The following is a 14585-nucleotide window of genomic DNA, read 5'->3' on the forward strand; positions in this document are numbered from 1 at the left end:
CACGTCAGCTGCCGTCGACGAGCTCGTACACGCCGTACCAGAAGCTCAGCGCGCCCATGGTACCGGAAAGGATGGGCAGGAAGGGCACGCCGTCCTCGCCGTCCTCCCCTTCCATCTTCTTGGTCACGTACATCAGGCCGCTTCCCATCAGGATAAGGCCCACGCCGCGCACGGGGCGGGGGATGGCCGCCGCGCTGTACCGCGCGCGCTCCACCGGCGCCGCGGCCGGCGGGGTGAGGCGCGCGTCCCACGCGGGCGCCGCCAGGACGGGGGAAGGCTGCTGCGCCGCGGCGGGCGCCGCAAGGGCCAGCACCAGGACGGCGGCCGCGGCGGCCATCCGTACGATCTGCATCATGTCGCTTCGGTCTCGTGGATGGATGGAGGACGTCAGCTGCCGCCGAGCGGGGCAAAGACGATGGTGGCGTAGCCGGTGTAGCGGATCAGGGCGCCCAGCGGCTCGGCGGGCCCGTCCTCCAGCTTGGCCCCGCCGATGATCATCCCCACCCCCGCCGCCGCCATCAGCCAGGCGCCGGCGCGGCTGGAGATGGCGGCGCGGCGTGCGCGCGGCAGCCGGGGCGCATCGAAGGCGCGCGCGGCGGGTGCCCGCAGCCGCGCATCCGCCGCGAACGCAGTGGGGAGCGCGGAGAATCCCGCGGACGATGCCGCGAACGAGGGCGGCGCCGGGGCGGCGGCCGCGCGTCCCGCGTCTTCCGAGACCGGCAGGGCGGAGGTGCGCGACGACTCGAGCACGATGGTGTAGCGGCCGGTCTCGCCCGCGTTCAGCGAGTTGGCGCGGATGAGCAGCGGTCCGGCGCGGGAGGCGGTGTACTCCACGCGGGCGTTGGTCCCGCCGCCGCCGTCGTCGTCCACCACCGGGTTCTCGGGCTCCCCGTCCGCCCCGATCCCCGTGACCGCCGCAATCGCGTCGAAGTCGTCGGACTCCAGCCGCACCACCAGCCGCTCCCCGGCGCGCGCGGTGTAGGTGTAGTCGTCGTGGAACGAGCCGTCGTCCAGCCGCGAATCGCCCTCCGCGAGCTCGCCCTGCACCGGCCGCCCCACGCGCAGCACGGGCATGCTGCCGGACGGTCCGCCCTGCGCTCCGTCGTCGGAGGGCGAGCCGCCGCCGCTGGCGGACTCCAGCACCACGGTGTAGGCGCCGGTTTCGCCCGCGGACACGGTGTTCACGCGAATGGTGACGGGGCCGTCCTGGTCCGCCTCGTACTCCAGGCGCGCGTCGGTGCCGCCGCCGGCGTCGTCATCGAACACATAGTTCTCCAGCGACCCCTCGGCGTTGCGCCGGCCCACGTGCAGAAACGCGTCGAAGTCCCCGGACGAGAGCGCCACCACCAGCCGCTCGCCGCGCCGGGCGACGTAGGTGTAGTCCTGGTAGTACGAGTCGTCCGCCATCGTCTCGCTGGCGGTGGTCAGCTCGCCCCGCACCGGCCGTCCCGCCCGCAGCGCCGATCCGCCGGCCGCGTCCGCTTCGGGCTGCGCCGGGCGCGCGGGACGGTCGGAGCGCAGGGTAAAGGTGTAGTCGCCGGTGGAGCCGCGGCGGCCCAGCGAGACGTTGCTCTCCACCTGGATGAGGATGCGTCCCGCCGCCGGCACCGTCCCCGTGGCGGTAAGCGTCCGCCCGCGGCGGCCGCGCTGCTGCACCACGTCCTTGGTGCCGCCGCCGCGCCAGTGCGTGGTGGCGGTGATGGACGGGTCGAGGGTCCGCGACTCCAGCACGAAGGTAAGCCGCTCGCCCGCCTGCGCCTCGTAGAAGAAGCCGTCGAACGGCCGCCCGGTGCAGGCGTCCGTGCCGTCGTAGCGGTCGCCCGGCAGCGTAAAGTCCTCGCGGGCCAGCGCCCCGCGCACCGTCTGCCCGGCCGTGAGCGTGACCGCGCCGCCGGTCTTGGTGCCGCACTGCTGCGCATGCGCCGGTGCCGCCGCGGCCAGGGCCAGCAGGGCGGCCGTCATCCACCGGGCGCTCACTGGGGCAGCCCCCGCGCGTTGTCGGCCTGCACGGCGAAGAAGTCGTTGTCGCTCACGTCGCGGGTGGCGCCGTCCACGAAGGCGCGCACGTGCTCCAGGCTGTCGCCCTCCCACAGGCACACGCCGCGCGTGCCGTCGGCGTTGGGGAACACGTTGTGGATGCGGATGCCGTCGGGGAGGTTGGGCAGCGCCTGCGCCGCGCGCTCCCAGAACTCGCGCGGGTTGCGCACGGTGTGGTTGCAGAGGACGTACATTCGATGATGGCTCCGGATGGGGGATTCGCGGGCCGGCCCGGCCCGGCGGGCGGGGGGCGTGGACCTCCGCGCCCCGTACCCGCGTACCAACGATGGCGGCCGGGCGTATCCCAGCCGTATCCCCCGCGTCGCCCGGCCGTTGCGGGAGTGCCCCGCGGCCGGATACCTTGGACAGGCCTTCGATTTTTCCCTCCGCAAATCCCCCTTTTCTTGTACGAGCTCCGCACTCTGGGCACGCTGGACCTGCGCGGTCCGGACGGCACCAGCCTGGCTCCGCTGCTGGCGCAGCCCAAGCGCGCGGCGCTGCTGGCGTACCTGGCGCTGGCCCGTCCGTACGGCCCGGTGCGCCGCGACATCCTGCTGGCCACCTTCTGGCCCGAGATGCCGGACGACCGCGCGCGCGCCGCCCTGCGCAACGCGCTCAGCTTCGTCCGCAAGACGGCGCCGGGGATCCTGGCCGCGCGCACGGACGACGCGGTGCAGGTGGCGGACGACGTGCTGGGGTGCGACGTGCGGCGGATGGAGGCGGCGCTGGCGGCGGGGGACGTGGCGGGCGCGCTGCGGCACTACGGGGGCGACCTGCTGGCGGGGCTGCACGTGGACGATGCGCCGGCCTGGGAGCAGTGGCGCGACGCCGAGCGGCTGCGGCTGGGCCACGTGGCGCTGGCCGCCGCCCGCGGCGCGGCCGAGGCGGCGCGGGGCCGCGGCGACCTGGACGGCGCGGTGGCGCTTTCCCGCCGCGCCTGCGAGATCGATCCCGACGACGAGCCCAGCGTCCGCCGGCTGATGCAGATGCTGGCCGAGCGCGGCGACCCCGCCGGCGCCCTGCGCGAGTACGAGCGCTTTGCCGCCCGGCTGATGCGCGAGCTGGAGATGGAGCCCGCGCCCGAGACCGAGGCCCTGCGCCGTTCCCTCCGCGTCCGCGCCGAGCCCCCCGCCGCTCCGCCCGCCCCTCCGCCTCCGTCTCGCCCCGAATCCAGCGATGCGGCGGTCCCGACCGATGCGGATCGCCCCGCCGCCGCCGGCCTCCACCCCGCGTCCTCCACCGCCGTATCCATCGCACCGGACGACGCACGCCCGCTCACCCCTTCACCCGTTCACCCGCTCACCCCTTCACCCGCTCACCCGTTCACCCCCTCACCTCCGCCCCTGCCTCTCAGGGGGCGCCGGTGGGGGTGGATCGGCGGCATGGCTGCCGCCCTCTGCCTCCTCGTGCTGGCGTCCATCGCCACGCCCGTGATCCGGGAAGATCGGGGGAGGCCGCAGCCGGTGGCCACGCGCATCGCCGTGCTCCCCTTCACCGTCCGCACGGGGCCGGCGCACGCCTACCTGGGCGAGGGGATGGCGGACCTGCTTTCCGTGCGCCTGGACGGCACGGGCGAGCTGACCACGGTGGACCCGTTCGCCCTGCTCTCCTTTCTGCGCGCTTCGGGTGAGGGCGAGACGGGGCTGGATGCGGGGCGCGCCGCCGCCGCGCGGTTCGGCGCGGGGCGGTTCATCCTGGGCACGGTGGTCGAGGCGGGCGGGCGGCTGCACCTGAACGCCGCCGTCTACGGCCCCGACGGCCGCCGCCACGCCCGCGCCGAGGTGGCCGACGTGCGCGAGGAAAGCCTCTTTGGCGCCGTGGACGCGCTGGTGCGCACGCTGGTGGCGCAGGGAATGGACACGCCGCCCGAGCAGCTGGACCGCACCGCCGCGCTCACCACCGGCTCGCTTCCCGCGCTCAAGGCGTACCTGGCGGGGGAGCGCGCCTTCCGGACGGGCGACTTCAGGCGTGCGGCGGAGCAGTTCGAGCGCGCGGTGGAGGGCGACACCGCCTTTGCGCTGGCGTCGTACCGCATGAGCGTGGCGCAGGACTGGGCGGCGGAAGACGGCTCCGCCGCGGCGGCGCGCGCGCTGCGGCAGAGCCACCGGCTGTCCGGGGCGGAGCAGCGGCTGCTGCGGGCGCGGGTGGCGTTTCGCACCGGTGACGCGTCCGTGGCCGAGGGGCTGCTGCGGGAGCTGGTGGCCACGCGCCCCGACAACGTGGAGGCGTGGAACGACCTGGGCGAGGTGCTGCACCACCGCGCCATGTGGCAGGGCCGCCCGCTGCCGGGCGCCCGCGGCGCGTGGGAGCAGGTGGCGGCGCTGGACCCCGCCAATCTGAACGCCCGCGTGCACCTGGCCCACGTGGCCGCGCTGCAGGGGCGCCCGGGCGAGGTGGACGCGCACGTGCGCGCCATCGAGCGGCTGAGCCCCGCGCACGAGTCGCTGCGCCGCCTGCGCACGCTGCGCGCGTTCGCCACGGGCGACGCGCGGGCGCAGGCGGCCGCGATCGACACGCTGCGCGCGCAGGTGCCGCGCGACGCCAACGACCTCCCCGCGTGGGGCGCCGCGTGGCGCACGGCTGACTTTCTGAACGATCCCCAGGCCGGCTTCCGCATCGCGGCAGTGATGGTGGAGCCGGGGCGCGGCGAGCAGAGCCGTCTGGTGGGCCACACCGCCCGCGCGCACATGGCCATGGCGCGCGGCCGCTGGCGCGACGCCCGCGCGCAGGCCGACTCCGCCGCGACCCTCGACGCGGCGTACGCGGCGCGCACCTGGGCGTTCCTGGCCGCCTTCTTTCCGAGGGAGATGCCGCGCGCCGAGACCCTGCGCGCGTACCGCTGGCTGGCCGGCACCGCGCTCCCCCGCGGGCTGGGCACCGGCGGCCCGGTGGACGAGGAGCGCGGCCGCTTTCCCGCCGCGCGCCACCAGTACCTGCTGGGCGCGCTCGCCGTGCGGCTGGGAGACACGGCGGAGGCGCGGCGGCGGGTGGCGGGGCTGGCGGCGCTGGAGGATACCGCCGCCGCGGGGCGTTTTGCCGTGCACCTGCGGCACCAGCTGCAGGCGCGGATGCGCTGGGCGGCGGGGGACGCGGCCGGCGCGCTGCGGCTGGTGGAGGGCGGGTGGCCGCGGCCGGTGCCGGAACTGTTCGTGAAGGACGATTCGTACAGCACCGTGGCCGAGCGCTACTTTCGCGCGCAGCTGCTGGCGCGCGCGGGGCGCGACCGCGAGGCGCTGGCGTGGTTCGGCAGCCTGGCCGAGGACATCAGCCGCGGCATCATGTTCCCCGTCGCGGCGGAGCTGGAGCAGGGCCGCGCGCTGGAGCGCCTGGGCCGCCGCCGCGAGGCCGCCGCGCACCTCGCCCGCTTCGCCGCCCTCTGGCGCGACGCCGACCCCGAGTCCGCCCGCGTGCAACCGTAGCCCTCCCCGCTGCTTTTCTGCCTTCCTCCGATTCCTGAAAAAGAATGATCGTACAGAGGAACAGAGTCAGACAGAGAAACGAGATCATGCTTTCACTCGCTTTCTCTGTCTGACTCTGTTCCTCTGTACCCCAATGCCGTTGTTTTTCCGGATTGGGTAGCGCACACGAAAACAGGGGAAGCGGAGTGGATCCTCCGCTTCCCCTGCGTGATGAGACGAGTCTTGCCGGGGAGATCAGGCCGCTTGGGCCGCCGGACCCGTCTCCCCGTCCAGCACCTGCCGCACCCGGCGCATCAGCGTCTCGGGGGCGAACGGCTTGGGGAGAAAGTCCAGCCCGGAGCTGAACACCTCGGCCGACGCGCCGGCGAACTCGGTGTACCCGGAGGTGAACAGCACCGGCATCTCCGGCCGGATGGCCCGCAGGCGCTCCGCCAGCTCCGGACCGCTCATCTCGGGCATCACCACGTCCGTGATCACCAGGTGGACGGGCTCCGCCAGCGTGGCGAACAGCTCCAGCGCCTGCGACGGCCGCTGGGCGTGCAGCACCCGGTAGCCGCTGCGCGTGAGCACCTTGCACACCACCGCCCCCACCGTCTCCTCGTCCTCCACCACCAGCACCGTTTCCGAGCCCCCCGGCGCGGCCTCGGCCTCGGCGTCCAGCCAGGGCTCGGCCTCGCCCTCCACCCGCGGCAGGTAGATGGTGAAGGTGGTGCCCCGGCCCGGAGTGCTGTCGACGCTGACGTGCCCGCCGCTCTGGGTGACGATGCCGTACACCGTCGACAGCCCCAGCCCCGTGCCGATTCCCGCCGCCTTGGTGGTGAAGAACGGCTCGAAGATCCGCTCCATGGTGTCGGCGTCCATGCCGCACCCCGTGTCGCTCACCACCAGCATCACCGTCGCGTTGCCGGGCACCTGGCCCGGCGGGGGCGCCGCGCCCGGCAGCAGGTTGCGCGTCTCGATGCGCATCTCGCCGCCGTCGGGCATGGCGTCGCGGGCGTTCACGGCCAGGTTCAGGATGATCTGCTCCACCTGCGCCGGGTCGGCCATCACCGTTTCCAGCGCGGGGTCCAGGACGGTGGTGAACACCACGTCCTCGCCGATGATGCGGCGCAGCATGGGCGCCACCCCCCGCACCGACGCGTTCAGGTCCAGCCGCCGCGGCTGCAGCACCTGGTTGCGGCTGAAGGCCAGCAGCTGCCGCGTGAGGTCGGCCGCGCGGCCGGCCGCCCGGTCGATCTCTTCCAGGTCGGCGAGCAGGGCGCTGCCGCGCGGCAGGTCCCCCATCATCAGCTGCGCGTTGCCGCGGATGGCCGTGAGCATGTTGTTGAAGTCGTGCGCCACCCCGCCCGCCAGCCGCCCCACCGCCTCCATCTTCTGCGCCTGCCGCAGCTGCTGCTCCATCCGCTTTTGCGGCGACAGGTCCGACGACACGCTCACGGCCCCCATCACCGCCCCGGACGGGTCGCGCAGGGGGGTCAGGGTGACCATGGCGGGAAAGACGGAGCCGTCGCGCCGGCGAATCTCCATCTCGCCCGCCCAGCTGCCGCCTTCCATCACCACCGCCCAGCTGTGCACGTTTCCCGACTTGCTGGCGGTGGAGGGGGCCAGCGACCAGGGGCTGCGGCCCAGCGCCTCCTCCGCCTTCCAGCCGTACAGCTGCTCGGCGAAGCGGTTCCAGAACAGCACCGACCCCCGGGCGTCGGTGGCGATCACCGCCTGCCCCACCACCTCCAGCAGCCCGGCCTGAAAGCGGATCGCCATCTCGGCCTTCCGGCGCTCGCTGACGTCGCGCGACGAGCAGACGATGCGGTGCACCCGCCCGCCGGGGCCCGGCACCATCGAAACCTGGCTGGAGAACCACCGGGCGGGTGCGCCCTCGGGGCCGGCCAGCCGCCACTCCACCTGCGCGCTTCCCTCGGCGGCCGCCCGCCGGCCGGCGTGCAGGATCGCCTCCCGGTCTTCGGGATGCACCACCGTCATCGCGGAGCGGCCCACCAGGGCCTCGGGGTCGAACCCCGTGGCCCTGGACATGGAGGGGCTCACGTACAGAAAGCGGCCCGCCCGGTCGTGCAGGCTCACCACGTCGTGGGTGCCGTCGGCCAGCATGCGGTAGCGGTCCTCGATCTCGGCGCGCGCCTGCTCGGCCCGCTTGCGCTCGGTGACGTCGCGGTTGATGCTGAGCACCACCGGCCGGCCGCCGTACTCCGTGACGGCGGCCGTCACCTCCAGGAACACCTGCGACCCGTCCGCCCGCGTCTGCACGGTTTCGAACTGGTACGGCTGCTCGCCGCCCAGGGTGCGCCGCAGGCGGTCGTTCCCCGCCTGCAGGTCGGTCGAGAGCGTGCGCAGCGAGGTGCCCACCAGGCGGTCCAGCGGAATGCCGTACAGCGCCGCCGCGCGGGGGTTGGCGGCCACCACCGTCTCGTCGGCGGGGTCCAGCAGCAGGATGGCGTCGCTGGCGTGCATGAAGAGGCCCTGGTAGTCCTGCTGCGAGCGGCGCAGGGCCTCTTCGACACTCTTGCGCGCCGTGATGTCGGTCCACGAGCCCACCACCTCGGCCACGCCGTCACTGCCGATGGCCGAGCGCAGCTCGCCCTGCACCCACCGGTACTCGCCCGACGCCCCGGCAAAGCGGAACTCGTAGCGCGTGCTTACGCCCCGGCCGGCCCGGTGGCTGGCCGACAGCGCCAGCGCGCGGTCGTCGGGGTGCACGCGCTGCAGCCACCAGTCGCGCGACACCACCTCCTCCGGCCGGTAGCCGAACATGGTGTACAGGTTGTCACTGAACCACACGGGCCCGACGTGGGTGTCCCTGCCCCGCAGCATGAAGATGACCACGGGGCTGGCGGCGATGACGTGGTGCAGCCCGTCGCGCGCCCGCGCCAGCATGGACGAGGTGTGCTCCAGGTCGCGCGCCTGCCGCACCGACCCGGTCCACCGGCGCAGCATGAGGACGAGCATGCCCATGCACGCGCCCGCCATGGCGACCACGGTCTCGTCCGCCTGCAGGCGTTCGTGCACGCGGGACCACGCCAGGAAGCGCTCGAACAGGTCCAGCCGGCTGCCGGCGGCGTAGCTCACCCCGGTGACGGCCACCAGGAAGGCGACCTGCGCCGCGATTTCCATTGCGCGCGACCTGCGGGCGGGGAGCGCGGCGGGGTGCGGGGGGGTGTCCCACGGGGGGGCGCCCGGCCGCGGAGGGGGGGAGGACGCGGACGCCCCGGGGCGATGCGCAGGGGGCGCGGGTGGCTGTCGGGAAATGAGGGTTGAAGCTGTCATGTGAATCCATCGGATGCCGGCGCCGTACCGGGTGCACGAACGCTGGCGAGAGGGGGGTAAGGCGGGTGCGGAGAGGGCGGTGCTGTTGTATGATTGTTACGAAGCCGAATTGTGTCAATACAATCGTTTGCCGCGCTGTTCGCGCCTGATTTTCTGTGCGGGTGTCATAAAACGAAAGTATTGCATCACGGGAGGAATGGCGAAGTTCCGCGACGCCCTCGCCAGAACCGCGGGGCCACGGACCACCGGGTGAGGGAAATGCCCGGCGGCGCCACCCGGGCTGCCCGCCCGGGGCCGTTGCAGGGGCGAGGCCTTCAGTCCGGGCGGCGTTGCGAGCGTCCGGTAAACAAGCGTTTGTCGGCGTGCCGCCTGTCCGGAAATGGCTCCCCTGATTGTTACAAGGGGGCGCTGAACGCCGGGCGTGTTACAGCCGGTGCCGGGGAATTCCTGGTTCGGCCCCCGGGTTCTCCCCAATGGCGTGGGTAGGCGCGAGGAACGTGGGAAAGGCTACTGCTCCGAAAGCCAGGCCAGCGCGGGCTCGCGGGTGGAGAAGGCGGTGAAGCGCCGCTTGCTGAACAGGCTGGCGACGTTCAGCGCCACGCGGTGCACGGCGGTGGGCACCACCACCGCCGCCACCCCCACGTACGGCACGTTGTGCGCGGCCAGGTCCTTGAGGCCGTCCAGGATCCGGGCGTCGTAGCGGCTGCCCGTGGCGTCGGTGCACACGCGCAGGCTGCCGTCGGGCGTCTGCCGGGCGAACCACGCCTTGGCCGCGGCGATCCGCTGCACCCCGTCTTCGGGATCGCGGACGTTGGTCAGGTCCAGCAGCACGAGCTCGCGGCCGTTGCGCTGAATCTTCTGGATGGGATCTGCCATGTCGCCGGTATCGCTGGCCGTGGACCGTAGAAGGAGATGCCGCGCATCTCGGAGATCGTCGGCGAAAGAGTAGGGAGGTGCGCGCTTCATCACAAGCACCCACGTCCGTTTGCCGTCACCCGCGAGTACCTGGGGACACGGACGGATTGGACGTGCGGCCGCCGGGCGCCAGCCGCGGCGCATCCATCCGGCATTGATTCCGTGGCGGACGCGTGGGATATTCGGGTCCGGCGGGGAGCGGTGGATCAGGGCCGGCGTTCAGCCACGGGCCTGTCCGCCGCGTCGATACGGCCAACGCGGGCGTCCCCGGAACGCACCCGATGGAAGCGGAGGGAGCGGTTGCTGACGAAGTACGATCCCGACCGCGCGCCGGACCCGCAGCGCTGGCGCGCGCAGAACGAGATGGACCTGATGGACATCGTGCAGCGGTACCACCGCCGCGCGGGCATCCGGCTGCCCGACGAGCGAATTCACGCGGCGCTGCACGTGATGGTCGAGAACCAGGTGGCGCTCGGCGCGCAGACGCCCGTGGGCGAGGCCGTGGACCGGCTGATGGGGGAGGGGATGAGCCGCCACGACGCCATCCACGCCGTGGGTGCCGTGCTCGACAAGCACGTCTTCCAGGCGCATTCCACCGGCATTCCCGTCAGCCGCGAAGCCTACTACGCCGACATCCGCGCGGTCACCAAGGAAGGGTGGCTCGCCGAGTTCGGCCCCGCTCCGGACGCCTGAAAACTGATCCGGCCTGACAGGGAATAGGGAATAGGGAATAGGGAATAGGGAATAGGGTACAGGGGACAGGGGACAGGGAATAGCCGGCAACGGCGGGCCGGATGCCGCTGCTGCTGGCCCGGGTTCCCGGAGAGGGTGTTGCTAAACCTCAAATCCATAACGAAGCGGTGACTTCCTGAGGGAGCGCACCACGTCCAACCAGAAGTCACACTACAGATTGCGCGCGACCGAAGGACCTCGTCTCGGTGGCGCAGGGGCCAGATCAGGGCCTGGAACCAGCCCCGTCATTCTGCTGGCGAGGTCCTTCGGTCGGCGCCAAGGTGCAGTGTACAAGCGAGTTACGAGGCGGCGCCTCTCCCTCAGGAAGTCGATCACGCCGGGGGGTGGCAACACCCTCTGGGCAAGGGTCTGCGCAGCAGGTGGGGAACTCACACAGAGTCAGCAGAGTCAACAGAGGAGCTTGCACTCTGTTGACTCTGCTGACTCTGTGTGAGGCCAATCTTTTCCAGGGCCGGCGATCAGTAGATCGTGTCGATCGGCGCGCTGGCCACGTAGAACGTGTCGATCGGTGTGCGCTGGGCGGCGACGTAGAAGGTGTCGATGGGCGCGCGCTGGCCCAGGTAGAAGGTGTCGATGGACGCCCGGGCCGAGGCGAACGTGTCGATCGGGGCCATGCGGCCCGTCTCGACGGGCTGCGTGATCGGGTCCGTGCACGCCACGGCCACCGCGGACAGGGCGATCATCGGGACGATGCGGGCGAAGCTCTTACGCATGAGGGCACCATGTATGTGTAAACCGCGGTTTTGCCTGGACCGCCCCGGCGCCGACCGCGGTGTTCCGCGGCGCCGGGCTTCTGGTTAGCCGCCGCGAGCCCGGTGCTCCGGCGGGGCGGGGAGGATCGCGTCGGGCGATCGTTCCCCGGGGTGGGCGGCGGTGCGACCCGCCGCCCGAAGTGCGTCATCCCCAGGCTTGAAATGTTCGTGAGTGCCGGTTTCTGACAACCCGCGAAATCATCGTTTTTATCACCGGGTGACGCTTCGCTTCGGGGGAGGTGTACGGGGGCATCCAGGGCCGGGTTTCAGGGAGATTGCGGCGGATCGAGAGCCGAGTCCTGTCGGAAATTCGCAACTTGTTTTCATACTTCCACTTCTGCGCATCGAAAGAATTTTTCCGAATTCTTCCGAACCGGAAGTGCTTCGGAGCGCAATGGGTCATGTGACCCACCCCGCCGCTTGACGAAGGTCGTATGTTGCTCGGCGCGTGCGGATGCAGATCCCCGTCCGCCGCGCTCGCGCACCCTCCGCATCCAGAGAATCGAATCGATGAGCACGGACCAGGACATCGCCTTTCCCACGCTGGACGAGGCGCAGCTCCAGGCGCTGATGCCGCGCGGCACGGTGCGGCGCGTGTCGGCCGGCGAGGTGCTGTGGAACGAGGGCGACCGCGGCTTCAGCTTCTACGTGGTGCTGGCGGGAGAGATGGAGATCATCGACCCCACCGGCGACGCGCCGCGCCAGGTGGTGGTGCACCAGCCCGGCCAGTTTACCGGCGACGTGGACATGCTCACCGGCCGCGTGGCCCTGATCACCGCCCGCATGCTCACCGACGGCCAGGTGCTGGAGCTGGACGTGCCCGCGCTGCGCCGGGTAATCGGCGAGCTCCCCGAGATCAGCGAGCCGCTGCTGCGCGCGTTCCTGATGCGGCGGCAGCTGCTGCTGGGCGCGGGGTTCCGGGGAATCCAGATCATCGGCTCGCGCTTCAGCCCCGAGGCGCACCACCTGCGCGAGTTCTGCAGCCGCAACAACATCCCCTACACCTGGATCGACGTGGAGCAGGACCCCCACGCCGAAGAATTGCTCTGCCAGTTCGGCGTGGGGCCCGAGGAGACGCCCATCGTCATCGGCCGGGGCGGCAAGTGGGTCAGCAACCCCAGCGTGGCCGACCTGGCGCACTACATGGGGCTGGACGTGCAGGTGGCCGACGGCGAGGTGTTCGACCTGGTGGTCGTCGGCGCCGGGCCGGCGGGGCTGGCCGCGGCCGTGTACGCCAGCAGCGAAGGGCTGCAGGTGCTCACCATCGAAGGCACGGGCGTGGGCGGGCAGGCGGGCACCAGCTCGCGCATCGAGAACTACCTGGGCTTTCCCACCGGCATCTCGGGCGCCGACCTGGCCCGCAAGGCCGAGCTGCAGGCGCAGAAGTTCGGCGCGCGCATCTCCGTCCCGCAGCGCGCGGTGGGGCTGGCGCTGGAGGGCGGCCTGCGGGTGGTGAAGATGGAGGACGGGTCGCGCATCACGGCGCGCTGCGTGCTGGTGGCCAGTGGCGCGGAGTACCGCACGCTCGAGATTCCCGGCCTGCGCGAGCTGGAGGGCGCCGGCGTGTACTACGCGGCCACGGAGATGGAGGGCCGCCTGTGCGCGGGCGAGGAGGCGGTCATCGTGGGCGGCGGCAACAGCGCCGGGCAGGCGGCCATGTACCTGTCGCGCTTCGCCAAAAAGGTGCACGTCTGCATCCGCGGCGACGACCTGGGCAAGGGGATGTCGCGCTACCTGGTGGACCGCATCGAAAAGGCGGCCAACGTCCAGGTGCACACGGGCCACGTCGTCTCGTCGGTGAACGGCGAGGGCACGCTGCGCGAGGTGTGCCTGCGCTGCCTGCAGAAGGGGGACGAGGTCACCATCCCCACCCGCGCGCTCTTCCTGTTCATCGGCGCGCGGCCGCGCACGGACTGGCTGAGCGGGTGCGTGCAGCTGGACCGCCGGGGCTTCGTGCTCACCGGCGAGACGCTGCCGCCCGAAACGCGCGGAAGCCAGACGTGGACGGGCGCGGGCCGCACCCCGTTCTTCCTGGAGACCAGCCTGCCCGGCGTGTTCGCCGCGGGCGACGTGCGCTCCGGCTCGGTGAAGCGCGTGGCCAGCGCCGTGGGCGAGGGATCGATGTCGGTGAGCTTCGTGCATGCGCACATCGGGGGGGCGGTGTAGGGGAGGGGCAGGGAATAGGGAACAGGGAATAGGGAATAGGGAACAGGGAATAGGGAATAGCGGGACAGGGGACAGGGGACAGCAACCACGGGATCCAGCAGAGGGAGATGCAGATGGCGCAGCAGTGCATGCACGTGGGCGCGGTGCAGGACGTGGAGCCGCGGACGCCGGGGGGATGCGAGGAGTGCCTGCAGTCGGGATCGGGATGGGTGCACCTGCGCCTGTGCCGCACCTGCGGACACGTGGGGTGCTGCGACCAGTCGCCCAACCGCCACGCGACCAAACACTTCCACGAGACGCAGCACCCCATCATCACCAGCGCCGAGCCCGGCGAAGACTGGTCCTGGTGCTTCGCCGACCGCATGGAAGTGGACGTCTAGGCATCCCTTCCGGGCGCGGCTTTTTACCAGATCCGGAAGAGCACCTGTCATTCTGAGGGAGCGCCCACCCCGGGCGCTCGGGAACGCCGCGGAGCCCGTTGGCGCGACCGAAGAATCTTTCTCCCCTCGCGCGGAGTCCTCTCCCGGGCATAGCCCGGGAACCCCGCGTGACGGAAAGATCCTGCCTCCCAGCGTGAAGATTCTTCGGTCGGCACCACGTTACTGAGGAGAGCACCGCGGGGTGCCTCCCTCAGAGGGTGTTGCCAAACCCTGAAACTCACAAAGAAGCGGTGACTTCCTGAGCTCGACTTTGGCCTTTTCAGGCGGCGTAAGCGAGTGCTTGGGCCCAGCGTTGGAGCAGCGGGCTCGAAATTGTAGCACTCTCGGGGTCGGACGCCGAGGAGGAAATAAACTCGTGCATCCAGAGTTTGCTCCGCACGGCAGCGATGGCGTCGCTGAAAGTGAGCGCCGGTTTGGCGTACCATGCCGCCTGTCGCGGTGTCAGCCGTGCGGTGCGATGAAGCTCCTGCGCCAGGATCGCTACGACCGAGAACAACCCGAGCAGAACGGGAGTGGCGCGGTCGATCGCGAGCCGTGACCATTGGCGCTGTGTCTCGACTCCGAGGTGACGGCGGACTTCGGCGAAAGTGACTTCCATCTGCCACCGGCGCACAAAGTATGAGAGAATGCGCACAGGGCGAAGCGAGGGGTCGGTGCAGAGGAAAGCACGCGGCTCCAGCTTCCCGTCAGGATCTCTGACCAGCACGAATCGCCCGGTGACCGGAGGCTTGCCCCCCTTGTACCACACCGCGGTGAAGGAGGTGATCTCGACGGCCTTGCGGGTGCGGCCATACCAGGCGCGGAGGTGGATGCGCTGCCACGGC

General features: G+C 71.6%; 10 protein-coding genes and 1 pseudogene. 4 read left to right on the forward strand and 7 right to left on the reverse strand.

Annotated elements, in window-relative coordinates; translation table 11 throughout:
* Positions 1–4: 4 nt before the first annotated feature.
* The 3 genes from VGC13_RS06510 to VGC13_RS06520 are packed head-to-tail and all read right to left on the reverse strand — an operon-like array spanning position 5 to position 2231.
* Positions 5–355, reverse strand: coding sequence for a hypothetical protein (locus VGC13_RS06510; RefSeq protein WP_331124413.1), 351 nt, complete (start codon positions 353–355; stop codon positions 5–7).
* A gap of 32 nt (positions 356–387) precedes the next feature.
* The gene (locus VGC13_RS06515) at positions 388–1962 is read right to left on the reverse strand and encodes a hypothetical protein (RefSeq protein ID WP_331124414.1); all 1575 of its coding nucleotides are present in this window, start codon (positions 1960–1962) and stop codon (positions 388–390) included.
* An 11-nt stretch (positions 1963–1973) separates the two neighbouring features.
* Positions 1974–2231 (reverse strand): hypothetical protein, encoded by a 258-nt coding sequence (locus tag VGC13_RS06520; RefSeq protein WP_331124415.1) that lies wholly within the window; start codon positions 2229–2231, stop codon positions 1974–1976.
* Between the two features lie 210 nt (positions 2232–2441).
* Here VGC13_RS06520 and VGC13_RS06525 point away from each other — a divergent pair, with 210 nt between their 5' ends.
* Complete coding sequence (locus tag VGC13_RS06525) at positions 2442–5456, forward strand: BTAD domain-containing putative transcriptional regulator (protein ID WP_331124416.1); 3015 nt, start codon at positions 2442–2444, stop codon at positions 5454–5456.
* A gap of 234 nt (positions 5457–5690) precedes the next feature.
* Here VGC13_RS06525 and VGC13_RS06530 read toward each other — a convergent pair whose 3' ends face one another.
* A complete protein-coding gene (locus VGC13_RS06530; RefSeq protein WP_331124417.1) occupies positions 5691–8582 on the reverse strand; it encodes a PAS domain S-box protein in 2892 nt (963 codons plus the stop codon).
* 660 nt (positions 8583–9242) lie between these two features.
* Complete coding sequence (locus VGC13_RS06535; RefSeq protein WP_331124418.1) at positions 9243–9611, reverse strand: hypothetical protein; 369 nt, start codon at positions 9609–9611, stop codon at positions 9243–9245.
* 339 nt (positions 9612–9950) lie between these two features.
* Between VGC13_RS06535 and VGC13_RS06540 the strand changes: the two genes are divergently transcribed.
* Entirely contained in the window at positions 9951–10343 is a 393-nt protein-coding gene (locus VGC13_RS06540) for a DUF1841 family protein (RefSeq protein WP_331124419.1), read from the forward strand.
* Between the two features lie 518 nt (positions 10344–10861).
* On the opposite strand, the gene VGC13_RS06545 is transcribed toward VGC13_RS06540, so the two are convergent.
* Positions 10862–11116: a hypothetical protein gene (locus VGC13_RS06545; RefSeq protein ID WP_331124420.1), complete on the reverse strand. Its 255-nt coding sequence runs from the start codon at positions 11114–11116 to the stop codon at positions 10862–10864.
* 549 nt (positions 11117–11665) lie between these two features.
* Between VGC13_RS06545 and VGC13_RS06550 the strand changes: the two genes are divergently transcribed.
* Complete coding sequence (locus VGC13_RS06550; protein WP_331124421.1) at positions 11666–13321, forward strand: FAD-dependent oxidoreductase; 1656 nt, start codon at positions 11666–11668, stop codon at positions 13319–13321.
* Between the two features lie 113 nt (positions 13322–13434).
* Positions 13435–13701, forward strand: a complete 267-nt coding sequence (locus tag VGC13_RS06555; protein ID WP_331124422.1) for a UBP-type zinc finger domain-containing protein — start codon at positions 13435–13437, stop codon at positions 13699–13701.
* A gap of 319 nt (positions 13702–14020) precedes the next feature.
* Here the strand turns inward: VGC13_RS06555 and VGC13_RS06560 are convergent.
* Positions 14021–14585: pseudogene (locus VGC13_RS06560) on the reverse strand (hypothetical protein); the annotation flags it as partial.

The sequence above is a fragment of the Longimicrobium sp. genome, from assembly GCF_036399255.1.
GTDB lineage: Bacteria > Gemmatimonadota > Gemmatimonadetes > Longimicrobiales > Longimicrobiaceae > Longimicrobium.

What these genes read in the sequence shown, in the direction of transcription:
- VGC13_RS06510 (WP_331124413.1), bottom strand. Translation starts at nt 355, where the DNA reads ATGATGCAGATCGTACGGATGGCCGCCGCGGCCGCCGTCCTGGTGCTG.
- VGC13_RS06515 (WP_331124414.1), bottom strand. Translation starts at nt 1,962, where the DNA reads ATGACGGCCGCCCTGCTGGCCCTGGCCGCGGCGGCACCGGCGCATGCG.
- VGC13_RS06520 (WP_331124415.1), bottom strand. Translation starts at nt 2,231, where the DNA reads ATGTACGTCCTCTGCAACCACACCGTGCGCAACCCGCGCGAGTTCTGG.
- VGC13_RS06530 (WP_331124417.1), bottom strand. Translation starts at nt 8,582, where the DNA reads ATGGAAATCGCGGCGCAGGTCGCCTTCCTGGTGGCCGTCACCGGGGTG.
- VGC13_RS06535 (WP_331124418.1), bottom strand. Translation starts at nt 9,611, where the DNA reads ATGGCAGATCCCATCCAGAAGATTCAGCGCAACGGCCGCGAGCTCGTG.
- VGC13_RS06545 (WP_331124420.1), bottom strand. Translation starts at nt 11,116, where the DNA reads ATGCGTAAGAGCTTCGCCCGCATCGTCCCGATGATCGCCCTGTCCGCG.
- VGC13_RS06550 (WP_331124421.1), top strand. Translation starts at nt 11,666, where the DNA reads ATGAGCACGGACCAGGACATCGCCTTTCCCACGCTGGACGAGGCGCAG.
- VGC13_RS06555 (WP_331124422.1), top strand. Translation starts at nt 13,435, where the DNA reads ATGGCGCAGCAGTGCATGCACGTGGGCGCGGTGCAGGACGTGGAGCCG.